General features: G+C 43.7%; 19 protein-coding genes. 9 read left to right on the forward strand and 10 right to left on the reverse strand.

What is annotated here, in order from left to right; genetic code table 11:
• Positions 1-299 precede the first annotated feature (299 nt).
• From galE to AB6E52_RS06125, 3 genes are all read right to left on the reverse strand, one after another.
• Positions 300-1,313 carry a UDP-glucose 4-epimerase GalE gene (gene galE / locus AB6E52_RS06115; protein ID WP_017060088.1) on the reverse strand — a complete coding sequence of 338 codons (1,014 nt, stop codon included), beginning with the start codon at positions 1,311-1,313 and terminating at the stop codon, positions 300-302.
• 82 nt (positions 1,314-1,395) lie between these two features.
• Positions 1,396-3,372, reverse strand: a complete 1,977-nt coding sequence (locus tag AB6E52_RS06120) for a diguanylate cyclase domain-containing protein (protein WP_065584959.1) — start codon at positions 3,370-3,372, stop codon at positions 1,396-1,398.
• On the reverse strand, positions 3,372-3,908 hold the full coding sequence (locus AB6E52_RS06125) for a YfiR family protein (protein WP_102320810.1): 537 nt from the start codon (positions 3,906-3,908) through the stop codon (positions 3,372-3,374). Before AB6E52_RS06125 ends, AB6E52_RS06120 begins: the two co-directional genes overlap by 1 nt.
• 375 nt (positions 3,909-4,283) lie before the next feature.
• Here AB6E52_RS06125 and AB6E52_RS06130 point away from each other — a divergent pair, with 375 nt between their 5' ends.
• From AB6E52_RS06130 to AB6E52_RS06140, 3 genes are all read left to right on the forward strand, one after another.
• Positions 4,284-5,027 (forward strand): 5-oxoprolinase subunit PxpA, encoded by a 744-nt coding sequence (locus AB6E52_RS06130; RefSeq protein ID WP_102320812.1) that lies wholly within the window; start codon positions 4,284-4,286, stop codon positions 5,025-5,027.
• Positions 5,028-5,161: 134 nt separating this feature from the next.
• Positions 5,162-5,914, forward strand: a complete 753-nt coding sequence (locus tag AB6E52_RS06135) for an allophanate hydrolase subunit 1 (protein ID WP_102320813.1) — start codon at positions 5,162-5,164, stop codon at positions 5,912-5,914.
• A complete protein-coding gene (locus AB6E52_RS06140; RefSeq protein ID WP_102320814.1) occupies positions 5,907-6,857 on the forward strand; it encodes a biotin-dependent carboxyltransferase family protein in 951 nt (316 codons plus the stop codon). Before AB6E52_RS06135 ends, AB6E52_RS06140 begins: the two co-directional genes overlap by 8 nt.
• 159 nt (positions 6,858-7,016) lie before the next feature.
• Here AB6E52_RS06140 and AB6E52_RS06145 read toward each other — a convergent pair whose 3' ends face one another.
• The 3 genes from AB6E52_RS06145 to AB6E52_RS06155 form a co-directional block, all read right to left on the reverse strand.
• Complete coding sequence (locus AB6E52_RS06145; RefSeq protein ID WP_102320815.1) at positions 7,017-8,474, reverse strand: FAD-dependent oxidoreductase; 1,458 nt, start codon at positions 8,472-8,474, stop codon at positions 7,017-7,019.
• A gap of 532 nt (positions 8,475-9,006) precedes the next feature.
• Positions 9,007-11,445 (reverse strand): ABC transporter permease, encoded by a 2,439-nt coding sequence (locus AB6E52_RS06150; protein ID WP_102320816.1) that lies wholly within the window; start codon positions 11,443-11,445, stop codon positions 9,007-9,009.
• Position 11,446: 1 nt separating this feature from the next.
• The gene (locus tag AB6E52_RS06155; RefSeq protein ID WP_004730959.1) at positions 11,447-12,121 is read right to left on the reverse strand and encodes an ABC transporter ATP-binding protein; all 675 of its coding nucleotides are present in this window, start codon (positions 12,119-12,121) and stop codon (positions 11,447-11,449) included.
• On the opposite strand from AB6E52_RS06155, the gene AB6E52_RS06160 reads away from it, so the two are divergent.
• From AB6E52_RS06160 to mrdA, 5 genes are all read left to right on the forward strand, one after another.
• Positions 12,120-12,737, forward strand: coding sequence for an arylesterase (locus AB6E52_RS06160; protein ID WP_017060079.1), 618 nt, complete (start codon positions 12,120-12,122; stop codon positions 12,735-12,737). The genes AB6E52_RS06155 and AB6E52_RS06160 overlap by 2 nt on opposite strands.
• Positions 12,738-12,818: 81 nt before the next feature.
• Positions 12,819-14,018: an enoyl-ACP reductase FabV gene (gene fabV, locus AB6E52_RS06165; protein ID WP_102320817.1), complete on the forward strand. Its 1,200-nt coding sequence runs from the start codon at positions 12,819-12,821 to the stop codon at positions 14,016-14,018.
• Between the two features lie 179 nt (positions 14,019-14,197).
• The gene (locus tag AB6E52_RS06170; RefSeq protein WP_102320818.1) at positions 14,198-16,105 is read left to right on the forward strand and encodes a GGDEF and EAL domain-containing protein; all 1,908 of its coding nucleotides are present in this window, start codon (positions 14,198-14,200) and stop codon (positions 16,103-16,105) included.
• Between the two features lie 120 nt (positions 16,106-16,225).
• Positions 16,226-17,881 (forward strand): ABC-ATPase domain-containing protein, encoded by a 1,656-nt coding sequence (locus AB6E52_RS06175; RefSeq protein ID WP_102320819.1) that lies wholly within the window; start codon positions 16,226-16,228, stop codon positions 17,879-17,881.
• Between the two features lie 376 nt (positions 17,882-18,257).
• A complete protein-coding gene (gene mrdA, locus AB6E52_RS06180; RefSeq protein WP_017060075.1) occupies positions 18,258-20,156 on the forward strand; it encodes a penicillin-binding protein 2 in 1,899 nt (632 codons plus the stop codon).
• Positions 20,157-20,301: 145 nt separating this feature from the next.
• On the opposite strand, the gene AB6E52_RS06185 is transcribed toward mrdA, so the two are convergent.
• Positions 20,302-20,922, reverse strand: a complete 621-nt coding sequence (locus tag AB6E52_RS06185; RefSeq protein WP_029235437.1) for a DNA-J related domain-containing protein — start codon at positions 20,920-20,922, stop codon at positions 20,302-20,304.
• 589 nt (positions 20,923-21,511) lie between these two features.
• Positions 21,512-22,351 carry an isopenicillin N synthase family oxygenase gene (locus tag AB6E52_RS06190; RefSeq protein WP_102320820.1) on the reverse strand — a complete coding sequence of 280 codons (840 nt, stop codon included), beginning with the start codon at positions 22,349-22,351 and terminating at the stop codon, positions 21,512-21,514.
• A gap of 201 nt (positions 22,352-22,552) precedes the next feature.
• Between AB6E52_RS06190 and AB6E52_RS06195 the strand changes: the two genes are divergently transcribed.
• Positions 22,553-23,158 carry a DUF2238 domain-containing protein gene (locus AB6E52_RS06195; RefSeq protein ID WP_102320821.1) on the forward strand — a complete coding sequence of 202 codons (606 nt, stop codon included), beginning with the start codon at positions 22,553-22,555 and terminating at the stop codon, positions 23,156-23,158.
• A gap of 82 nt (positions 23,159-23,240) precedes the next feature.
• Here AB6E52_RS06195 and AB6E52_RS06200 read toward each other — a convergent pair whose 3' ends face one another.
• Positions 23,241-23,492, reverse strand: a complete 252-nt coding sequence (locus AB6E52_RS06200; RefSeq protein ID WP_102320822.1) for a hypothetical protein — start codon at positions 23,490-23,492, stop codon at positions 23,241-23,243.
• Positions 23,493-23,513: 21 nt separating this feature from the next.
• Positions 23,514-24,419 (reverse strand): DMT family transporter, encoded by a 906-nt coding sequence (locus tag AB6E52_RS06205; protein WP_102320823.1) that lies wholly within the window; start codon positions 24,417-24,419, stop codon positions 23,514-23,516.
• Positions 24,420-24,445 lie beyond the last annotated feature (26 nt).

The raw sequence follows: 24,445 nt of genomic DNA on the forward strand, positions 1-24,445 counted from the left end.
AATGCTGGCTTTTATTATTTCACTAAAAAATTGTATAAAAAAGGTAATAAGTGAAATTACTTCTCTGCCATCTCTTTTTTAACCATTATTGCAGCAGCAACGATGAAAGTGATGATTAGGCCTAGTTCCATGATTAACTCCAAAGAAAATTAACATTAAACATATAATTCGCGAGCATAATAACACAGCGGATACAGAATGATACTTTTTAACCACTAATTTACTTTTTATTCGATTAAGATCAAAAAAGATGCCCGAAAGCATCTTTTAATTTTTGAATCATTCACGAAACCACTAGGTTAACCAGGGAATCCATTCGGGTTTGTTGACTGCCAGCGCCATGTATCTTCGGTCATTTCAGCCAATGTGCGGCTTGCATTCCAGCCCAGTTCTTTCTGAGCTTTAGCTGGATCTGCCCAACACTCTGCGATGTCACCAGGACGGCGTTCAACTAGCTTGTAAGGGATCTCTTTACCGCTTGCTTGTTCGAATGCTTTAACCATGTCTAACACACTTGAACCGTTACCCGTACCAAGGTTGTAGATATGAAGACCGTCTTTGCACCCTACTTTCTCAAGCGCTGCGATGTGGCCATCAGACAGATCCATTACGTGGATGTAATCGCGAACGCCAGTCCCGTCTTTTGTTGGATAATCGCTACCAAATACAGATAGGAATTCACGGCGGCCCACTGCTACTTGAGAGACAAATGGCATTAGGTTATTTGGGATACCTTGCGGGTCTTCACCTAGCTCACCACTTGGATGTGAACCTACAGGGTTAAAGTAACGCAGCAGTGTAATGCTCCAATCAGGATTGGCTTTTTGGAAATCGGTTAAACACTCTTCAACCATTAGTTTACTACGACCATATGGGTTGGTAGCGCTTGTTGGGAAGTCTTCAGTAATTGGCACACTTGCAGGATCACCGTATACCGTTGCTGAAGAGCTAAATACCAAGGTTTTTACACCCGCATCACGCATTGCATCAACAAGAACTAAAGTGCCGTTTACGTTGTTGTCGTAGTATTCAAGAGGCTTTTCCACAGACTCTCCGACGGCTTTCAGACCAGCAAAATGGATAACCGCTTCGATGTTGTGTTGCTTCATAGTTTCAGTCAAAAGCGCTTTATCACGAACGTCACCTTCAATGAAGTTGGGACGAACGCCCGAGACTTTTTCGATGCGCTCTAGAACGCTTGGTTTGCTGTTGTATAAGCTATCAAAAAGTACAGGTGTCATACCTGCGTTGATCATCTGGATACTTGTATGGCTACCAATGTAACCCATGCCACCTGTAACTAAAACATTCATGCTTAGCAGACCTTTTAATTAAAAATATTCAACCTATCACTTATGATACAACAACTTAGGGTGAGCTCACAAACACCGGTGCCTATTTACCCTCACGAGCGAACACAAACTGACCTTTTCCTTTGCGTTTCGCTTGGTACATAGCCTCATCAGCAACCTTTAGAATCACGTCAATATCACGCTCTGAGCCATCAACTAAATTGATACCTAAGCTCGCCCCAACATGAAGTGAACGCTGTTTATAATTCACTTCTTGCCCGATCAGATCCAACAATCGCTCGGCTAACTTCGCTAATAAGACTTTGTTTGTCTGTTTAATAATAAGAACAAATTCATCACCCGACAAACGTGCAACCAAATCCCCCGCTCTTACCTGAGATAATAACCGGTTTGACACTTCTTTAAGGATTTCGTCACCCGCATCGTGACCATAGTTGTCATTCACTTCTTTGAAGCCATCCAAATCCAAGTAAATAACCGCAAAATGCTGATTTGAATAGTGGCTCGACGTGACAACATCATCCATAACCTTATACAGCTGCGCTCTATTCGCTAACCCGGTTAATGCATCGTGATGAGCCAAGTGTTCGAGTCTTTCCATCTCTTTAACGTTGGATAAATCAGACAGCGTTAATACCATATCAAACTCGTCTTTCTCGTTGTCTGAGGCAATTCGATTCACTTTGACAAACATTGGAACTAACGTGCCGGACGCGCTTTTCTCCCACACTTCGCCTTGCCATTGACCATAGTTGTCTAACGAACTGCGAATTGTCGGCATCAATGATGAAAATTGCTGCCACGAAAATACTTCAAATGGTGTTTTGCCCACCAGCAGATCAGAGTGATAACCGAGAAGTTGTGTGATCGCCGGGTTAACCATGGTTATCACATTGGATGAGTTGAGCACGATTAAGCCGTCTTTACTGTTTTCGAAAACACCCGCAGCAATACGTTGGCGACTCATGGCCGTTTCTATGTCGGTGACATCTTGGATTGCATAAAGAATACGACCATGTTTTGTCAAAGAACGACTGCTCACACGAAGCCAGCGTTTTGATTGAAAGAGATCGGTGGTTTCCAGCAATTCGTCATTAAGTTCAATATTGGCATCAATAACATCTTGTAAGTAACCCGTTTGCTTGGTCGCGATCAACTCTTGGATCAACAAATTCTCAAGAAAGGCTTCCGAGCATTTAAAAATATCCCGAGTAGCTGCGTTCGCATGAAGAATGAGCCCTTTTTCATCCACCACCAACAAAGAGTGCTGAACGGTTTCAATGACCTCATTTGCGAATGATTTTTCTTCTTGTAACTTGTCTAACGTAAAATTGATTTGGTTATCGCGATGTTGAAGCCTTTCTAACATGGTATTGAAAGCTCGAACCAGATCGCCGATTTCATCGCGGTTCGTTACGACTAATTTAGGCTGCTTCGAACGACGCTCAACAAAGGCTTGCATCGCCTCATTGAGGTCAAACATCGGTTCGATAATCAAGCGTTGCACCAATTTGACCACTACTCCGCCTAACATCACCAGAAACAACAGGTAGACGACCGCAACCTTGAAAATATTCGTTAAGATCGAATTAAACGTCTCTTTCGATATTGTTACTCTCAAGTTCGCGATCACTGCGCCATCCAGTGTCACTGGAACGAGCAAGAAGATGAAATGCTCAGAGATGGCAAATTGATGATCGGCGATATCGTCTAATTCTTCTGCGTTTGGCCTTGGAACCAGAGTGTTGCTCACCTGATAGCTGGCAAAAAGCTGTTCGTTGATGTCATAGAGCTTCACTCTAACAATATCTTTATCTGCGACGAAAGCTGACAATATTTCCTGAGCCGATGACTTGTCTTCAAATAAAATCGCGGCTTGCAAGTTATAAGCAACACCTTGTGCTAGCACTTTAACACGCTGAATAAGACTCTCTTTCTCTCTCTCAAACGTGACAGTGTAATTTACCGATTGGATCGTTACAAAAGTGACTGCGATGAAGATGATAATGGGTAATATCAGCTTGTTTTTAATCGATATGTTATTAATGAAAGACAACATTATTGGCCCTCCACTATAGCGATTCGTAACAGGTTCGAGCCAATGACGTAGTCACCGCGCCTTGCATTCACTAAGTTGATCTTAGGCTTTAGCTTATTATCGATGTGCGTTAGCTCAATGACTCCTCCCATGTCCGTAAAGTTTGGGATATCGCTAATCGTCACAGTATGTGGTGAGTGGGCTTTACGGCTAAATTCATCATTATCGAGATCAGATAGATAAGTGATATCACACTTATGAGTCACCAATTGATGTACTTGAATAGCGAGAGAACGAATAGATTTCCCTTGTGTAATCGACGTCAGTGCTTTGCTTACCTTCTCATCGCCAATCACACAGAAGTTAACCGTATTCATGGTGCTCTCGTCGTTCCAACGAATAAAGTTGGCAATTCTAAAAAGGTACACCGCTTTCACTTCATAAGGCTTGAAACTAGCCGCCGATGTATTCAAAGGCACAATAAACATAGCTATAGTGGCAAGGCTGAGTTTCGTAAAACCGAGCTTAATACGGTACTTGAGCCACTTAGAATTCATGAGAGATCCTCACATATACGGACTCTTGGTTGACACAAATCTCGGTAAGTTTTTGTGTCACTTTCGAAGCCGTTTCCATTTCGACATCTAACATAGACAACTCTTCAAGGCTCATCGACATGAGCTGGTCTAGAGAGTTTACTTGAGCAGAGACAAAAACAGGTATCGTTAATGCTAGTCCTAAGCAAACCTGGCGGGATATCATGTGCTCACCTAATATACAGATAGATATTAATCCTTTAATCAATAGTTCAACTATATATGAAATGCCATACTGGTAAATCTACGGTGTCGAAAGTTTGAGTTAGGTCACTGTTTATTTATGGTATTTATAAGACCGTCATTACTTACCTCAACGTAAAGGATTAGCACCACGTGACAACGAAGATTTTGCTTAATTGCGACATGGGAGAAAGTTTCGGCAATTGGAAGATGGGCGATGACGAGTCGGTCATGGAATGGGTCGATATGGCAAACATCGCTTGTGGCTTCCACGCGTCTGATCCGCACGTTATGTCCAAGACGATAAAACTGGCGCAGCACTATCACACCCAAATTGGTGCTCATCCCGGTTATCAAGATCTCGTTGGTTTTGGTCGCCGTTCTATTCCGCACACCATGGACGAAATCAGTGAGCTGGTTTGTTATCAAGTCGGTGCATTACAAGCCCTTTGCCGCTATCACCATACCACTGTTGGCTATGTGAAACCTCATGGCGCTCTTTATAACGATATGATGGCAAACATTGATGTGTTCAATGCGGTAGCCCAATCCGTCGCTGAGTTTAACATCCCGTTGATGATTCTCTCTTCATCAGACAATCAACAGTATTTGGATATTGCTGACGACCATGACTTGCCTCTCTTGTTTGAAGCGTTTGCCGACCGTGCTTATTTAAATAACGGACAATTAGCGCCACGTACTCAAAAAGGCTCGGTTTACGTCAATCAAGACGATATCTATAACCAAGTTATGCAAATCATTAACTATGGCTCGGTTACGACTTTAGAGGGCGAAAGACTGCCTATTGAAGCTGATACTATCTGTGTTCATGGTGATAACCCTCAATCCATCGCATTAATTAGAAAAATCAGACAAGACCTCAACGCTTTTAATTAGTATGAAGCGTGTGATTGGTATGACGCATGGTCTAATCGCTCGTGAGATCTAATTGATTTGTATTGGCTTGGACACGGAAGTGAGACACGCCAAGTAAGCTAAAAAAGGCAAGATAACAAACGTATGGAAACGAAATGACGACGAATCAGATTGAATTCAATATAGCGCCAGTCGCGGAATGCAGCGTTTTAGTGACTTTGACACTATCGCCTTCAAATAATCAATCTAGCGCCGAATATGCGCATTACATGGCTCACTTTTCCGATGCCATTCGCCAAAATTTAGCACCGGTGTTGATGAATGTGACGCCGGCTTACCAAACTATATTGGTCGATTACCTACCTTATCGAATATCAGAACAGCAGCTCATTGAACAACTCAATAATTTGTTGAATCACGCTCTATCGACCTTTTCTAGTATTAGTAAAACTCGCGATACGATTGAGCTTCCTGCCTATTACTCACCAGAAACGGCGCTCGATTTAGACCGATATCAAGACAAAGGTCTGTCTCTGGACGAGATTATTCAATATCACACCTCACAGACATACAGCGTCAGTGCTATTGGGTTTACGCCTGGCTTTGCCTTTATGTCGGATGTGGTTAATGAGCTTGCCTTACCCCGGCACTCCACACCCCGCTTAAATGTGCCCAAAGGCAGTATCGCCATCGCGGATACTAAAACAGCTGTGTACCCTTCGGATTCACCGGGCGGCTGGAATATTATTGGCAATTGCCCGCTTCCGTTGTTCGATCATAGCCAATTGAAGAACGCCGATATCACGCAAAGACCGCTGTCTCTGCTTAATGTTGGTGACACAGTCCGTTTCAACGCGATTTCAAAACAAGAGTTTGTAGAGTTGGGTGGAGGCATCGTAAATGGCTAAGACAAAAGCTAAACCAACACTGACAGTGATTAAGCCCGGTCCGTTGAGTTTGATTCAAGACTTTGGGCGATTTGGTGTTGCTCATCTTGGATTAACGCAAGGTGGACCGGTTGATGATTACTCTTATAGCTGGGCCAATCATCTATTGGGCAACCCAGTCAACCAAGCGGCGTTGGAAATCACGCTTGGGCAATGCGCGTTACGAATCGATTTTGATTGTGAGATGGCGCTATGCGGGGGTGATTTACAAGCGAAGCTCGATGGTAAACCACAGGCTAACTGGCGCACTTTTCAAGCTTTTAAAGGGCAAGTTCTCTCATTTGGTTTGCCTAAAAATGGTCTAAGGGCGTATTTAGCCATTAAGGGCGGTTTCGATGTTCCATCAACTCTTGATAGCTGCTCTACAGTGACTCGTGAAAAGATTGGTGGATTAACGCAAGATGGAGATCCATGCCAGCAAGGGCAACAAATCGCTTTTACCCAACATCAACTCTCGCGCCCGTTTAAAGCGTTGAGTGTTACCTTCCGATACACGCCTGATTACAATCTACCCGTGAACCTACGAGTGATTGAAGGCTATCAAAGCGAGCTATTCTCCAAGTCAGCAAGAGAAACTTTGTATAACGTGGAATATCACGTTGACCAAAACTCAAATCGGATGGGTTATCGACTCAGTGGCGAGCCCGTAGACTCGCCTGACATTTCGCTGTTGTCAGAAGGCATTGCCCTAGGTGCGATTCAAATTCCACAAGATGGACAGCCTATCGTGCTGCTTAATGATAGACAGACCATAGGTGGTTATCCGAAGATTGGATGTGTCGCAAGAATCGATTTACCGCGCTTGGCACAAGCAAAACCTGGACATGCGATATCGTTCAGCAAGGGGGATCGCTTAGGCTTACAAGATGTTTGGTGCCAATGGGCTCAATTTTTCGGCTACTAGTTTTTGCTATGTGCTAATTGCTATGTAGCTAAGAATAATTACCTAGGAAGATGTCGTTTGGATGAGTTTCGGTATCTAAGCCGATGTTGAAATGAAGATTCGGCTTACCTATTACAGTAAGCCGAATTGAAGAAGTTAAGCGCAGTCGATGATGATTGGCTATTTAGCGTGATCTTGCCCCGACACTTTTGCAAGCGCTTCTGGATATCCACGTTCTTGCGTCAAATCTATCGCTCTGTTTTCAATATCATTTAGATTAAGTGACATTGTCACTGAGTGCGTATCTTCAATAGATGCCGCCTCTGATACATCAAACCATTGCTCAGCAACCTTTTGTGCCGCTTCTAATGTTGAAGAAGCTTTCACTACTTCAAGTCGAGCATAGCGTTCACCACAGAATGAAACGTCTGAAGCTCTTAAGCTTGGATCGGTTCCTGGAATCTGTTGTGCACCAAACAAAGGTTTACCACCGACCAATGCAGAGCTGAAACTTGGGATAAACTGAGACATATGCGTTATGGCAGCGCGAGTTCTTAATTCAAGCTGCTCTTCACTCCAACCCGATACGATTTTCTTAAGCAGCTTCGAAGGCAACTGTGGCTGTGACGAGTCTGTTGACGATGAAACAAGCCCTCCCTCGAACAGAGTAATCCCTTCTGTCATACCGTGAAGTTGGAACACACCATCAGCATATGGCGTCAATTGCGCCATGCCTTGCGGTGTGCCTCTCGGGCCATGGAAGATAACCTCTGGCCATTCTTCCTTACATTCTTGCGAATATGGCCACTCGGTAACGTACGCAGCTTTAAATTCAACAAGTCTTTGCTGCTTAGAGCCAACAAAGTCGTCCACAATACCCGTTTCAAACCCACTCGCATTAATCAAGTAATCGGTCGTTAGTTGGCAGCTTTGGTTTTCGGCATCGGTATAAGTCAAAGACCAGCCTTGGCCTGTCGACTCAACAGATTGTAATCGGCTGTTGGTGAACACAGTACAGTTAGCTTGTTGCCCTAAAGACAATTGAGCGGTCGCAGATAAGCGGAATACACTCCAACCGTACTCTTGAACCATCGCAACAGGATACTTAAGAGTCTCTAAATCCGTATGCTTGGCGAAAGGAATACACCAATCATCAAGCGATGTTGGTTTCAGAGGCTGCGTTTTTGCAGAAAGTGCTAATAAATCTTCTTTGCTGTACAGCTTATAATACTCTTCCGGGTCACCAAGCACTTGGTTGCTTTTATCTTGTTTAACAAGATCGGCATAAGCGCTTTTGATTATCTTGAGACGAGGAAGCAGATCCAACGGCTCTCCACCATCACTGTGCGGAACGGCGATGATTGTCGGACGAATATTGATCGTATGAGGGAATAAGCGGACGGTATCAATTGACTGTGTGAGCAATTGAAGACACTGCTCTACAGAAATATCTCGATACAAATTGCCGCCAGCGTGCAGGTGGCAAATTGGTGGACCATTAACCAAACTCGGCCCTTTTTCTAAGATAGTGACCTTAAAACCCAACTCACTAAAGTGAATCGCGCTCGTTGTTCCGGCAATACCACCACCAACAATGGCAATAGAAGGTTGATTTGTATCCGTTTTGTTGTGGTTCATCGTGTTCTGTAGAATAAGATTAACTGCCTCTATTCTACTTTTGTTCTGCGATGAATTAAAACACATTTTTATCAAGGTCTTAGATAGGCGGGATTTAATATCTATGTAAAAAACATAAATAATCTCTTGACTCAATAACTCCAGATAGGGTTTTAAAGGTTATTCTAACAGTCAAATTTGTCCTAAGTGACGCCACATAAAGGCTGCCTCAGTACTCTTAAAACATAGCGGTTAACTTATCCCTAAAGTTATCCACCGTTTTTGTGGATAACTGTTGATAACGTTCTTGCTAAGTTGCGCAAACCCTTTGTTTACAGGGACTAACCGCTGTTCATTAAATCGGCATTATTGGGTAATTAGTTTTAAAAAATGCTAAAAACAGTGGAATCTAAGGTGCGATATTTTTTACTTATGCTACCGGTTGGTTAAATAAAAAACGGTCTAAAGCGACGTATTATAAATAGTGCATGACTAAGTATAAATAATCTCACTTTTAGACCGTTTTAAGCGCTTGGCTAGATCTCGCTAACGACTAGCCAAAATCCTTGTTTACTGGTGCCAACAAACGTTTGATTAAGCTATTCACTACCGCGGCTAATGTGATGAACGTTAGCACCGGTAGCGCTATCCACAACATCGGGTGAAGTGAAGGTTGTAACTCAAAACCAAAGTTCATCACTCCTGCCACGCTGAGCTCAGAACCAAGGGCTGCAATTGAGCCTGCGACTAACGCCATTAAACCGTACTCACACCAAATAGTATTGAGAATTCGCTTCTTACTCGCGCCTAATGTTCGATACAAGCGTATCTCTTGTTGTCTTTGAGATAAGCTCAATCGCAATAGAGTGAAGATAAGCAACAGCCCCGCCACCACACCTAACGCCGCAAGTACGGTAATCGACCAAACAATCTGCTTAAGCAACTCTTGGATCTTGCTACCCATCTTACGAATATCCATCAAACTCACGGTTGGATGATTTCGAGAGAGTTCGTTGAGCATCTGATTGTGTTGTTCTTCTAATCTGAAGCTCACTAGCCAAGTAGAAGGGATTGAACTCAAGACATCTGGAGTAAAAATGAAGTAGAAGTTCGGCTTCATTTCTCGCCACTCGACTTTGCGGATGCTATTCACCTTGGCAGAAACATTCTGGCTGTTGATTGTGAATGACAGCTCATCGCCAATCTTTAGATCCAGTTGCTCCGCGACATCCGATTCTACAGATACGCCATGCTCTTGTGTCCAGCTGCCTTCTAATACTTCATTGTACTTAGGTAAGCTACCTCCCCAAGTGAAGTTGATCTCACGGCTTAGTGCGTCTGTTTCTCCAGAGGTATCACTGTATTCCGATGCTTCGACACCGTTTATCGTCGTCAGTCGTCCTCGGATAATTGGAAACGCTTGAGTACGCTCTACTTCGTTTGCATCAATCGTCTCGAGATAACTGTCTTTTTCATAGCTTGCAATGTTAAGTGCAAACGCATTTGGTGCGTTCTCGGGTAAGGTTTGCTGCCAATCTGACAGTAAATCACTTCTTACCAACCAGATGATAGACAGCAACATCAGTGAAAGCGCTAAAGAGCCAAATTGAATCCCCGTTGCTAAAGGTGTGCGATTAATTCTGCTCAATGCTAAACGCATAGACGTAGATGTCGGTAACTTGCCAACCAAACGCAGAACAAGCGTACTAACGACCGCAAGTACTAAGAACAGGCAAGCGATACCCGCTAGAACTATCCATACCAATAGATTGTCGCCATACATCAGCATCATTGGAATAATCGGTACCAGTAACAACAAATATTTCTTGTAGCTTTCATTGGACTGGTGACTTGATTGGATAACGCTGATTGCCGAGGTATTGACCAAGCCAATTAACGGGATACCAAGAGCAGGAACACCAATTAAGATGCTTGATAAAATCGCCAAGATTGCAGGTTCAATACCATAGCTAGGAAGTGGCGTTGGTAATAAGTCACCCAGAGGTATACGAAGCAAAAACTCTAAGCCGATACCGATAGTTATTCCCAGTACTGCACCGATAACCACTAATAAAGATACCTGTACAGACAACCATTTAACGATCCACTGCTTGCTTGCACCCAAACTCTTAAGCATCGCGATGGTTTTACGACGACTCGCAACATAATGTTGGCAAGTGAGTACCAAAGTGGTCGCAGCCATGATCACTACGATAGCTACCGTTAGTGATAAGTATTGAGTGGTGCTTTCGAACATGTCGTTGGTACGACTGGCTGAGTCTTGTGTACGCCAGCGGTCACTTGGTGTCAGTTCGATACTGTCTTGTGCGGCTTTGAGTTTCGATTCATCACCATTTAAAAACAATCTAAAGCTAACGCGACTGCCCGGTTGAATCGCTCCCGTGGCATCGATATCACTTGTATGAATCAGCACAGCTGGCATTTGTTGGAATGGGTTAAAGCTTAAGCCTGGTTCTTGAGTGATTCGTCCAGTTATCGCTAAATCGGCATCACCAATAGTGACATTGTCACCAATTTCAACCTCTAACTGTGCAAATATACGCTCGTCTAGCCAAAGTTCACCCGGCTCAACATGGTTACTTGATGCTTTATCAGCGCCCTCTAAGATCATTTCACCGCGTAATGGGTAATTACTTTCAACTGCTTTTACCGTCACTAACTGCATTGAGTTATCACTGAATGCCATGGTTGAAAAACGAGTCAACTGAGAGCTTTCTAACTGTTCAACTTGAGTGAGGTCTAATAAGGATTGTGGAACTGGGTTTGCTGAGATAAACACGATATCGGCAGTAAGCGCATCTTTGCCCTGCTTAACAATTACCTGCTCCATACGTTCGGCCAACGCCGACAATGCAAATACACAAGCAATAATAAGCGTTAAAGCGATTGAAACTGGCCAAAGCTGACCGTGTCGAATCTCTTCGATACTCCATGAAAACAGGCGTTTATTCAGTCCGTTTGATGAATTCAATTTAGACTTCCTCTATCTGACCGACATGCATCTTGAGTGTTCTTTGGCAACGTTGTGCAAGCTTAGGATCGTGTGTCACCAACACTAACGTTGTGCCGTGGGATGAGTTCAATTCAAACAACAACTCAACAATTTTGGCTGCCGTTTGTTGGTCTAGGTTGCCTGTGGGTTCATCGGCAAAAAGAATTTTTGGCTTAATCATAAATGCGCGCGCCAACGCGACCCTTTGTTGTTCACCACCCGATAGCTGCGACGGTAAGTGATCAAGCCTGTCTTTCAAGCCTACTGATTCAAGCAGAGCAGTCGCGCGTTCGATGTCTTCGTCTTCTCCCTTTAACAAACAAGGTAACGTGACATTTTGTAGCGCTGAAAGACTTGGAATTAACAAGAAGCTTTGAAATACAAACCCTACCGATTCACTGCGGATCTTCGCTCTTGCCTCGTCATCAAGCTGTGAAAGTGGCTGTCCTAATAAACTGATTTCGCCTTTCGTTGGTACATCAAGACCAGCAAGCAGCGTCATTAAGGTCGATTTACCCGCGCCAGACGTGCCGACAATCGCGACAGTTTCGCCTTCACGAATATCGATATCGACGTGCTCTAGGATTGTTAAATGTTCTTGATTAGTAGACACTGTCTTCGAAACAGCTTCTGCTTTAATGATGGATGTATGCATGACTCGACTAATTTCCTTTTTATTCTTTATTTTATTTTCAACCGCTTCTTTGGCTCAAGATACCCGCTTAGATTCTAAGTTACTGGTCCTTGGTGATAGCCTGAGTGCTGGTTACAACATGGACATCAAACAGAGTTGGCCAAGCCTGTTACCAGACGCGTTAGCAAAGCATGACAAAACGGTAACCGTGGTTAACGGGAGTATTTCTGGTGATACAACGGGCAATGGTTTAGCCCGCCTACCACAATTGCTTGAAGAACATGCTCCAGACACCGTTCTTATCGAACTTGGTGCGAATGATGGACTTCGTGGTTTCCCACCTAAGCTGATGTCTGCAAATCTTGAGCAGATCATTGAGCAGATAAAAGCTGCGGGCGCCAAACCTATAATGATGCAGATTAAAATCCCACCAAATTACGGAAAGCGTTACAACCAGCAGTTTGAATACGTTTTTGCAGCGCTTGCTGATCAACAAAACGTGCCACTTTTGCCGTTTTTCCTAGAGCATATCATCCTCAAACCTGAGTGGATGATGAACGATGGACTGCATCCAAAACCAGAGGCTCAACCTTGGATTGCTGAATTCGTCGCCGAAGAATTATATCAGTATCTTTAAGTTTTAATGGTCTAGCTCAATAAATTTTACACAGCTTTACGTTAGCCTGAGTGCATATCACCGTTAACTGTAAGGTTATTTATGCTGATCGAACCTGTTATCAAGGGTGTGGTAGCCAAAAGCGCTCACCCTCTTGGCTGTCAAGAAGCCGTAAAGCAACAAATCAAGTTTGTTAAGAGTGCGCCGCAAATCAAAGATGGCCCTAAACGAGTACTGATTATCGGCGCTTCCTCAGGCTTTGGCCTTGCCGCTCGTATTGCCCTTACCTTTGGCGGCGCAAAAGCTGACACTATCGGCGTCTCATTCGAGCGCGGTCCAAACGAAAAATCCCTAGGTAGTGCTGGTTGGTACAACAACATCTACTTCAAAAAAGAAGCCGAACGAGAGCAACGCACTGCTATCAACATCGTTGGCGACGCATTTTCGCAAGAAACACGCTCACAAGTTGTCGAAGCCATTGAAACCTACTTCGAAGGTGAAGTGGATCTGATTATCTATAGCTTAGCTGCAGGCGTTCGTCCTAAACCAGATTCCGATGAGTTTTGGCGCTCTGCCATCAAACCTATTGGTGAAAGCGTAACTGGCGCAACCATTTCTCTGGAACACGACAACTGGGTCACCAACACGCTTGAAGCCGCGACGGAAGAAGAAGCCGAAAGTACACTCAAAGTGATGGGTGGTGAAGATTGGGAAAACTGGATAGACGAACTGATCAACGCTGAGTCTATTGCTCCGGGTTGTAAGACGATCGCCTTCTCCTATGTTGGCCCTGAAGTGACGCACCCTATCTACTTAGACGGTACTTTAGGTCGCGCTAAGATCGACCTTCACCAAACCAGCCACGCTCTTAATCTAGAATTAGCTAACTTTGATGGCAACGCTTACGCGACTGTCTGTAAAGCACTAGTCACTAAAGCGAGCGTTTTCATCCCGGGACTCAGCCCTTACTTACTTGCTTTGTATAAAGTGATGAAAGAGAAAGAGACCCACGAAGGTTGTATCCAACAAATGCAGCGTCTATTTAGCAGTAAACTCTATGGTCAATCAAAAGTACCACTTGATGGTGAGCGATTGATCCGTATGGATGATTGGGAATTAGATCCAGAAACCCAAGCGCACGTAACTGAACTACTAGAAAAGATGGATGAAAACAACTTCCAAACTTTAGGTGATTACCAAGGGTTCAAAGACGAGTTCTTGCAGCTCAACGGGTTCGCGCAGCCATCAGTAGATTACAGTAAGAAACTGAATAGCGAAGACTTTATAAAATTAAAGCCCTAATCGAAATTTATCTCATTACTGAGACCCGTATTCACATTTGAAAACCTCTGCAAAATTGCCGAGGTTTTTTTGTGCAACATTTCTTATACTTAGTTAACGTAAGATTCACAGTTTTCTTTGGTTCATCATAATTAACACAGGATGTGTTGATGCATTTAGCATAATTGACTCGGAGTCATATGAAGAAAATAAAAACTCTCGATTTAGATATCCCAGACGATATGGAGCACGGTTGGCAGAATATTGTCGACCTCTTAGCTCAAATTACTCAAGTGCCCGCAGCACTAATCATGCGTGTTCACGCCAATTACATTGAAGTTTTTTCAACCAGTCGTAGCGAGAACAACCCATACAACAAAGGTGATTCTGAAACGCTGCGGAATGGGCTGTACTGCGAAACAGTGATGGAAACTCAACGACAGCTTCTTGTGCCTAACGCGCTTGCCGATCCTAAGTGGGACAACAACCCAGACATCAAACTCGGCTTAGTCTCCTATTGTGGTATTCCATTACTTTGGCCTAACGGTGAACTGTTTGGCACCATTTGTATCTTGGACTCGAAAGAGAATCACTACACCCCTACTTATATCAAACTGTTAGAGAGCTTTCGGACTTCGATTGAATCTCAGCTTAAAACCCTATTCCAACACGCCAAGCTTACCCAAATGAATCGCGACCTAAAAAACCGCGTTTACAATCGCACTAAAGATCTCGCGAGCCTTAATTACTCGTTGAATCAAGAAATTGATAAACGAAAAGCGGCTGAACAGAAGATTAACTTCCAAAAGAATCACGACCTCGGCACCGGCTTTTTAAACCGAAACGCATTTAAATCTCGCTTAAACCACAAGCTACTGTCACAGAGAAGGCTGACAGACAGCTCATTTGCAGTCGTTCATATTGGTTTTACCAACGGTAGACGCATACAAGCACGCTACGGCTATAACGCGTTAGACCAAGTGCTTGTTGAATACCGAAAACGCATCGACTGTATTTCTGATATCGATGTATTAACTGCACGCCCTACTTCGGTTGACCTCGTATTGGCGTTTAGCGTTAAAGATTTACACCATCGCCTTGAAGAACTTTGCCAGACGCTCGTTAAAGTTGGTCATTCAGAATTCGACATCGAAAGTGACAAAGTGCATTTGCACGCGTTTATTGGGATTGCAATTACGAACGACGAAGATGACGCGGAAAGCATTCTGCAGAAATCTTCTGAAGCGATGTTAGCCTGCAAAGATTCAGGACAAAAGTTCGCTTACTACTCTCAATCCCATACCGAAGAACAAACTCACATTAATAAGATCGAAGGCTATTTGCTTCAAGCCGTTCGTAATGATGACCTTATGCTCTACTTTCAACCCAAAGTTAGCCCGTTGACGCATCGCTGGGTCGGTGCTGAAGCTTTGCTTCGTTGGCGACATCCTGTTTTGGGTGATATCTCTAACGAAACCCTGATCCACATGGCTGAACAAAACGGTTTGATTTTCGAAGTGGGCAGCTTTGTTTTACGCAATGCGATTGAAAAAGCCAAAGAGTGGTCCGAATACGTTGAAGATTTCAAGATGGCTGTGAATGTGTCTGCAATTCAACTCAAGAACGTACACTTTGCGGAACAAGTGGTTCACCTACTCGAAACCTATCATTTAGAGCCTCGTTTCTTAGAACTTGAAGTTACGGAGAGTGGACTGATAGCAGATGAAGTGGTTGCCAAGAATACCTTGGGATCTTTGCACGATATTGGCGTTACATTGTCACTAGATGACTTCGGTACGGGCTACGCCTCCTTCAGTTATCTGAAGAAGTTCCCATTCGACACCATTAAGATTGATAAGAGCTTTATCGACCAAATGCTCAACTCACACGAAGACTCGGAAATTGTTCGTTCTATTGTCCAAATTGCCAAAAAGCTCGACTTAAAAGTGACGATTGAAGGCATAGAAACGGAGGTTCAGGAGCAATTTATTATTAATGAAGGCTGCGATGTGGGCCAAGGTTACCTTTACGGAAGACCAATGCCGAGCCAAGAATTCGAACACAGCTTAATCAATCAAAACTATTTGGGGACAACTCGTTACGCTTAAAGCGAAAAAGAGCAGTTAGTTTTGGATTTAGGCCTACTTTCTCTTTACTCTAAAGGTGGTGATTTTTATAATCGCCGCCTTTCTGTTTTTATCTTTCCCCTTATATAGGCATTCCTCGTTATGGATCAGTTGACTGCAAAGCTTAAAAAGCTCGAAAAACAAAACTACCGTGCATATCAACAAATTAAAGGTCAATACGACTTTGCTGATTTTGAATTACACATCGACCACATCCAAGGTGACCCATACGCGTCAGCCTCTCGTTTTCGTGCAACGCGCGCGTGGTCTTTGACCGGGTTAGATTGGCTGAAAGAAAAATCTTACGAATACCAAGTAGCCGCTCGTGACTTTATCGCACGTAGCTTCTCTGAGTTCGCGAAACAAGAGTCGACCGTTTCTATCGCGCTGACGGGTCAAACCGTATTAGACAACACAGCTGTTGTATTCACAGACCACGGCATCGAAATTCGTTTCCGTATTAATTTACCAGCTGATGGTCGTAGCATTCTTGCTAAGAAAGCGAACAACATCATCACTTTCTACTTACCGAAGTTTATTCGTCGCGCGACGCTTGAGCGTGAGTTAAACATCGATGCAATGATCAAACATTGTGAAACGATTGAAGACCAAGAAGCGCTGCGTGCTCAATTGGATGAAAACAACCTAGCCGCTTTCGTTGCAAACGGCAGTGTGTTACCTCGTATCGCGGGTAACTGCGACCTTCCAATGAAAGACGCGGTACCTTTCGCGGCTCCAGAATCATTGAGTGTTACGTTAAATACTCCAAACCAAGGTGACGTGACCGGCCTAGGCATTCCAAAAGGCATTACGCTGATCGTTGGTGGTGGTTTCCATGGTAAATCGACACTGTTGAACGCCGTTGAACGTTCTATCTACAACCATATTCCTGGTGACGGTCGCGAAGGCATTGTAACTGCGATTGATACGATGAAGATCCGCGCTGAAGATGGTCGATGTGTGCACAGCTTGAACCTGTCAAACTACATCAACCATTTACCAATGCAGAAAGACACATCTGACTTCAGCACACAAGATGCGTCAGGTTCTACGTCTCAAGCGGCTTGGTTACAAGAATCGATTGAAGCCGGCGTTCAAACTCTACTTATCGATGAAGATACGTCAGCGACTAACTTCATGATTCGTGACGAGCGTATGCAAGCGCTAGTGTCAAAAGGCGATGAGCCAATCACACCACTTGTCGACCGCATTGGTCAGCTTCGTGAAGAGATGGATATCTCTACCATTGTTGTAATGGGTGGCTCTGGTGATTACCTAGATGTCGCGAACACTGTGATTCAAATGCACGACTACCAAGCGGTAGATGTGACTGAAAAAGCAAAAGACGTGATTGCTCAGCACCCTACTCAGCGTACTAACGAATGTGAAACTGCTTTAGAAACGTTTGTACCGCGTTCATTGAACCGTACTTCACTGATGAACATTCTGACTGACGGTAAATTCCGTGTTAATGCTAAAGGCAAAGAGTCACTGCGTTTTGGTAAAGAGTTTGCAGACCTTTCTGCGCTTGAGCAATTAGAATCACCGTCTGAAGTGAATGCGATCGGTTGGGCTTGGTTCCAATTCGCACAAACTCCAGGTTGGTCAAACAACCCTGCTAAAGAGTTTAACGCTATTTTAGAAAACGAATGGCACGCTAACATGCCTAACTACGGTGACCTAGCGAAACCAAGAACGTTAGATGTGATGGCTGCTCTGAACCGTATGCGTAAATCTCAGTTCAAGCCTTCGAACTGATTTCGTTAAATATCGGATTTATTGTGCTTCTAGGTTTTTGAAGTTTTAATCTTCTAATTTACTAAAGCTTCTAAGCCACTAAATAAGCAAATTAACCTTCTACGGCTCTCATTCTGAGGGCCGTAAATTTATCTAACCTCTTTTGACCTAACCTCTAGTGTCGTCAAAACTCTTGAACTTTATAAATTCATAAAACCAATCTTTACATCAATTACTTATCATCTTTTGTAATGAGAAAATTAAAGGCACTGTTTACCACCATCTAATGCTGTCGATCCCTCAAAACATGACACAGCTTTTACAAAACCCTAGTGATATTCAGATAAAGTCCCGATTCGACAAGTGTAACCAAATGTAACAGACCCTTGAGGCTTCAATGAATCATAAACGCGTTAAGATGCGTGACCATAAAATCGAAGTGAACCTATTCAAAAACCGCGTAATCGTCGCGTTTTGTGGGATCTTGATGTTCACTCTTGTCTTAGTCGGCAATCTATACCGACTTCAAGTTGAAAATTTTAAAAGCTATCAAACTCGTGCCGATGGCAACAGAATCAAAGTATTACCTATCGCCCCTACTCGTGGACTTATTTACGACCGTAACGGCGTGTTGCTTGCAGAGAACAAGCTTGTCTTTGATCTAACCATGATTCCTGAGCAAACCGATGATGTCGATGCAATGCTCACCAAGCTAGACAAATATGTCCCCCGTGATGCAGAGCAGATCGCTCGTTTCAAAAAACGCTATCACAACACCCGCCGTTTTAAATCTGTGACTATTCTAGAGAACTTAACGGAGGAAGAGATCGCCAAGTTCTCCGTGCACCAGTACCAGTTCCCCGGCTTATCTATCGATACCAGCTTAAAGCGTTTTTACCCGAATGGTGAGGTGCTTACCCATGTTCTTGGTTACGTGGCGCACATCAATGATAGCGATCTCAGAAAGCTTGAAGAACAAGGGATAGAAGCGAATTATCAAGCTACAACAATCATAGGAAAACTGGGCGTTGAACGTTATTACGAAGATATTCTGCACGGCACCAAAGGTTATCAAGAAGTCGAAGTAAACAGCCGTGGGCGAATAGTCCGAACCATTGAGTACGTGCCGCCAGTAGCTGGTAAAGATATCGTGTTAAATATTGACCTTGAGCTGCAAAAATACGTCTTTGAGCAACTTGATCACCGAACTGGAAGCGCGGTTATTCTCGATCCGAAAGACAACAGCGTGTTGGCGATGGCATCAAGCCCGAGTTACGACCCTAACCTATTTGTCGACGGCATTTCGAGTAAGAACTACCAACGTTTATTGAATGATCCGGCTCACCCGTTGGTTAACCGCACCACTCTAGGCGTTTATCCTCCTGCCTCAACCGTTAAACCATTTATGGCTGTGGCAGGACTGCAAGAACATGTCATCTCTGAAGATACCATCCGTAACGACCATGGCGTTTGGAGAATTCCTGGCTCTAAACGAAACTCTAAATCGTGGCGTGACTGGAAACGTTGGGGTCACGGACCTGTCGATGTCACTCAAGCCATTGAAGAGTCGGTAGATTCATTCTTCTATCAAACCGCTTTCGATTTGGGTATTGACCGAATTTCAAGTTGGATGAACCGATTTGGATTTGGTGAACCGACAGGCATTGATATCTATGAAGAAAGTACCGCCAACATGCCGACTCGAGAATGGAAGATGATGCGTTATCGCACCCCTTGGTATCAGGGTGACACAGTTCCGATTGGTATTGGCCAAGGTTATTGGACATCGACACCTATGCAACTTGCTAAAGCAACGTCAGTATTGGTTAATCATGGTAAGGTGATGCCACCTCATATCTTAAGAGCCACCTTAGATCATGGTGAAGATTTCAGTACACAACAACTTGTCGAACCGGAGCCAATGCCCTCAATCACCGAAGTACCGGATAGAATTTGGGATGTGCCAATCAATGCGATGCGACTCGTAAACCACGGTAATCGAGGCAGCGGCAGACGTGCATTTAAGGGAACTGAATACACGAGCGGCGGTAAATCAGGAACTGCACAAGTCTTTGATCTTGCGAAAGACCAGGTCTACAACTCGAAGAAACTCGCTAGACACTTGCTTGACCATGCGCTTTACACGGCTTTCGCACCGTATGAACACCCTGAATATGTCGCAACTGTGGTCATTGAACACGGTAACGGCGGTTCAAAAGTCGGTGCGCCTTATATCCGTAAAGTACTCGACTATGCCTTTGAACATAAAAGTGGCGAGAGCAAAGATCACTCCTAACACCAATAACTTAAGTCGCTACAGCACATAACGTAGTTATCCAAAACATAACGTAATGACGACAAAGCCCCACTTGTATCACTCACAATGTGGGGCTTTCTGTTTTAGGGTTCTAAGCAATTAGACTGCTAAAAATGCCTGTCGATTATGAGCTTCTTAATACATGCCATGCTTCACAGAGCGTCTGAAATTTTGCGGTGTTGCCTTCGTCTCTGTCCGGATGCCATCTCAATGCCAGTTGTCGCCAACGTTTTCTAATTTCATGGTGTGTCGCGTCTAAAGGTAACTCAAACAGGTTCAATGCTCGACTTCGATCCATATCGAGTTCATCACCACCCACATACTTTCTATACCGAGTCCAAAATTCGTTCAACAGCCTTTTGACTTCACCTTCATCCGCTTCATAGTTAACCCAATTAATGTAGTATTCTCGAAGTGGGTCTTGATGATCGATGCTGTGACTGCTTCCGTGATAACGACCATTCATCAATTCGATGTCCATCGCTTGGACTTGGAGCCAACCATCTGGGTGTAAGGTTTCTTGAAGCTGATAAAGCGCATTCATGATAAGGAAGTTCTTTTTAAACAACTCTTTCTCAGGCACAGCATCCAACACTGGCACAAACCCAAGATCGTTCAGATGAGCTGCCAATGTGTGTACTTTCCATCCGCTTGGCTTTTGCTTAAGCACTTCCATTATCGGCCAAAGCAATGGGTTTTCCATATGGCAATGAAAGTTTGCTCTCACATCTTGATAATTCGACATAGTTGACTCAGTTAGCTTCTCTGAATTAATGGATTTCTAGAACTGTGGATACTATAAGTAACCTGTTTCGCATCCGTTGCGTATCTTCTTTAATTGAAAGCGATTTTCTAAGATTTGTCGAGCTTAAGGACAAACAACTTTCTAACGTTTGGCTTAAAGGCACCTTTTATCGTCAAAACTGAGTACCACTTCGTTGAATACAACCATTAGGGCGTGTTGACCTTTCGCGGTTAAATTTTGTTCGAGATAAAAGCGTTTTAATCGCGGCGAGGGAGAAGTAGCCTAGTCATTCTAAGCAAATCTCCCTCAACAAAGAGTAAAACGCTTTTTGCGGGGGCGCCCAGCTCGAACCCTTCGGGCAGCGTTTGCTGGTCATTTCTACTACGTTATCGGCTTCTCATGTAGGCTAGCTACACATCAAAGCCTCTGCCTTGTATAAATACCCAGCAACTCGCTGCAAAAATCAGCTCGAAAGATCAACACGCCCTAGTAATAAAGCCGCAATTCTTTGGTACGGATACAAAAAAGGTCAGCGACTTAGCTGACCTTTCACATCTATCCCAATTTTAGGGACGAAGCATTGAACTGACTAGATAACGCCAAGCTCTCTTAGACGTTCCATTAGGTATTCGTTTGCTGTGTACTTTTCAGATAGCACTACTTCTGGTTTCGGGTGAAGGAATAGAGGCAAAGAGATACGAGACTTCTCTTGGCGTTCACCTGATGGGTTGATTACACGGTGAGTTGTCGATGGGAAGTAACCACCAGATGCTTCTTGAAGCATGTCACCGATGTTGATGATCATGTTACCGAAGTCACATGGAACATCTAGCCACTCGTCATTTTGAGCTTTAACTTGAAGGCCCGGCTCGCTTGCAGCAGGAAGAACCGTCAGTAAGTTGATGTCTTCGTGTGCCGCAGCGCGGATTGCACCTGGCTCTTCATCACCTTGCATTGGTGGGTAGTGAAGAACACGAAGCAGAGTCTGTTCACTGCCGTTGATCATTTCTGATAACGCTATAGAGAATTTATCTTGTACTTCTTTAGGAGCATGAGCTTCAACCCAACCTAGCAGCTCTTGAGCAAAAGCATTCGCACGTTGGTAGTAATCTAGAATCTGTTCTTTCAGCTGCTGAGGGATTTGACCCCAAGGGTATACGTGAAAGTACTCTTTGATGTCTTTTACAGTGTGGCCTTTAGCAACTTCAGACACTGAAGGTGGAAAATATCCATCTTGTGTTTCAACATTAAAGTGGAAGTTCTCTTTCTCTTCAGAGATGAAGAATTGGTACCAGTTTTCGTAAATTGACTCAACAAGCTCTTTCGGGATTGGGTGGTTCTTAAGAACACCAAAACCAGTTTCACGTAGAGAGCGAACAAATTGTTCTGCTGCGTCGTCAGCAAGGTAATCGACAGTTTCCAGTTTCATGACTTTCTTTCTTGTTATGTAGTAATAGAGCGATTTTAAGGATCGCTTTGTTGTAAATCAAACTTTTGTGAAACTCTAGCAACCGTTTGTCTAGATACTGGGCGATAACACCACTTTTCAACAAATCTGGTGATTAAGACCCAATTGAACACTGTTCATTATTGTGTAACACTATTAAAAACTTCGACGAGAGATCTTGATATGACAATCACGCCACTTGCTCAAAATCGACCATTGCTGTCATTGACGACGCTGTATCTGACTGTGTTTCTATTTTCAGCGTTCGCTCCCTCTTCAAGAGCGGTGTGGATTGCCGAAATTGTCCCAGCGCTCGCGATATTGGTGGGTATTTGGTGGTTATCAACAAAGCTCACCTTCACTAAGACAGCTTACGTTTTGATGTTTATCTGGCTGATTTTGCATACGATAGGCGCAAAATATACCTTCGCGGAAGTGCCATTTGATTGGTTCAATAACATGATAGGTTCAGAACGGAATAACTTTGACCGTGTCGCGCATTTCTCTATTGGCCTTTATGCTTACCCACTCGCTGAGTACTTGATTCGTAAAAAACTGGCTCAACCGGTGCTGGCATGTTTCTTTGCGCTATTTGCGATTATGAGTGTTGCTGCAGGTTATGAAATTATCGAGTGGTGGTACGCGGAGATCGCAGGTGGTGATGAAGGTATCGCGTTCCTTGGCTCACAAGGTGATATTTGGGATGCACAGAAAGATATGCTGTGTGATACCACAGGCGCAATTGTTTCGCTATTACTTCTTAAGCTTCAAGGGCGTGTCAGAGCTTAAAGCTTTATTCTGAGTATCAAAAGTAACGTTGAAATGCCAAACACAAACTGTGCTGTGGCATTTTTTGTTTCACCGTGGCGGGTTATTTCATCGTTACCTTACCACCAACAAACTTGTAGACTGGCGTACCTCGAACCAAAGTGTCACGCGCAAATTCAATCCCGCATTCAGGGCACACACATGGCTCTGTCGTTAAATCTTCAACGATACGCTCCTTAAAACATTTCACGAGTGCACCTTTGCCATCTTTCCGATACTTAAAAAGCTGCGTTTTACATTTGGCACAGAAAATCTGAACCGTCTTGGTCGGTTGTTTCTTGTTTGGTTTAGCCATAGAAGTTAATGATTGAACTCTTTATTTCTTAAGTTTAGGGGCGACAAGAACCAAGCTTATCCCAAGAAGTATAACGGTTGATGAGACTATAAATTGCATAGTGACAGGTTCAGATAACAGTAATACGCCACCAAGTGTCGCGATAACTGGAACAGAAAGCTGTGCAATAGACGCAACCACGGTATTCAGTTTTTTCACTACGTAATACCACAAACTATAACCGATACCAGAAGCCACAGAGCCCGATATAACCGCGTAAATCAAACCTTGCTCAGTGATAGACACTTGCGTTAATGCATTAGGTATTAAAACTAATAAGCTCAATGCCACAAGGATAACTAGCGAGCTGAATCCAAAGTTAGCGGTGGTCGATTGCAGTGCGTTTGACGATTTCTTTCCTGCCAATGTGTAAATGCCCCACCCAATTCCGGCCAGAGACATCAAGATAATAGAAACTAAGTCGGGTGCTTGAGTCGATTCCGTTGGCATTAACAAATAAACAAGCCCTGCCACAGATAACAAACACCCGCCCCACTCAATGAGCGACATTCTGTTTCCAGAAAACAGGTGCGCGGCAATCATCGTAAATTGCACTGCGACAAACAACACCAGAGCACCAAGACCTGCGCCAAGCTCTAAGTAAGCAAACGAAAAACCAAACATATACACGAGCAGTGACAATATTGATGTGAGTTGAAACTGTGATTTGAGCTTTGTGTATAGCGATGTGTTACTTGCTAACTCACTTTTAGCTTTAGATTGGGAAGATAAAGCTAATAAAATCAAAAGCGTAAGCGCACCAGATAAGATGCGAACGATCGAAAAGCTCAAAGGATCGATCGTTTGATCCATTAAGGCCCAGCGACACAAAACTGAATTCGCAGCAAATGCCACCAGCGTAATAAATGTAACCATCAGAGTTTGCATCGTTTTTCCTAAATGAGTTATTTGGT

Origin of the sequence: Vibrio sp. 10N.247.311.13 (assembly GCF_041467595.1) — a bacterium.
GTDB lineage: Bacteria > Pseudomonadota > Gammaproteobacteria > Enterobacterales > Vibrionaceae > Vibrio > Vibrio crassostreae_C.

Coding starts and splice junctions, on each gene's coding strand:
- galE (WP_017060088.1), bottom strand. CDS start 1,313: ATGAATGTTTTAGTTACAGGTGGCATGGGTTACATTGGTAGCCATACA.
- AB6E52_RS06120 (WP_065584959.1), bottom strand. CDS start 3,372: ATGTTGTCTTTCATTAATAACATATCGATTAAAAACAAGCTGATATTA.
- AB6E52_RS06125 (WP_102320810.1), bottom strand. CDS start 3,908: ATGAATTCTAAGTGGCTCAAGTACCGTATTAAGCTCGGTTTTACGAAA.
- AB6E52_RS06135 (WP_102320813.1), top strand. CDS start 5,162: ATGACGACGAATCAGATTGAATTCAATATAGCGCCAGTCGCGGAATGC.
- AB6E52_RS06140 (WP_102320814.1), top strand. CDS start 5,907: ATGGCTAAGACAAAAGCTAAACCAACACTGACAGTGATTAAGCCCGGT.
- AB6E52_RS06145 (WP_102320815.1), bottom strand. CDS start 8,474: ATGAACCACAACAAAACGGATACAAATCAACCTTCTATTGCCATTGTT.
- AB6E52_RS06160 (WP_017060079.1), top strand. CDS start 12,120: ATGACTCGACTAATTTCCTTTTTATTCTTTATTTTATTTTCAACCGCT.
- AB6E52_RS06155 (WP_004730959.1), bottom strand. CDS start 12,121: ATGCATACATCCATCATTAAAGCAGAAGCTGTTTCGAAGACAGTGTCT.
- fabV (WP_102320817.1), top strand. CDS start 12,819: ATGCTGATCGAACCTGTTATCAAGGGTGTGGTAGCCAAAAGCGCTCAC.
- AB6E52_RS06170 (WP_102320818.1), top strand. CDS start 14,198: ATGAAGAAAATAAAAACTCTCGATTTAGATATCCCAGACGATATGGAG.
- AB6E52_RS06175 (WP_102320819.1), top strand. CDS start 16,226: ATGGATCAGTTGACTGCAAAGCTTAAAAAGCTCGAAAAACAAAACTAC.
- mrdA (WP_017060075.1), top strand. CDS start 18,258: ATGAATCATAAACGCGTTAAGATGCGTGACCATAAAATCGAAGTGAAC.
- AB6E52_RS06185 (WP_029235437.1), bottom strand. CDS start 20,922: ATGTCGAATTATCAAGATGTGAGAGCAAACTTTCATTGCCATATGGAA.
- AB6E52_RS06190 (WP_102320820.1), bottom strand. CDS start 22,351: ATGAAACTGGAAACTGTCGATTACCTTGCTGACGACGCAGCAGAACAA.
- AB6E52_RS06195 (WP_102320821.1), top strand. CDS start 22,553: ATGACAATCACGCCACTTGCTCAAAATCGACCATTGCTGTCATTGACG.
- AB6E52_RS06200 (WP_102320822.1), bottom strand. CDS start 23,492: ATGGCTAAACCAAACAAGAAACAACCGACCAAGACGGTTCAGATTTTC.
- AB6E52_RS06205 (WP_102320823.1), bottom strand. CDS start 24,419: ATGCAAACTCTGATGGTTACATTTATTACGCTGGTGGCATTTGCTGCG.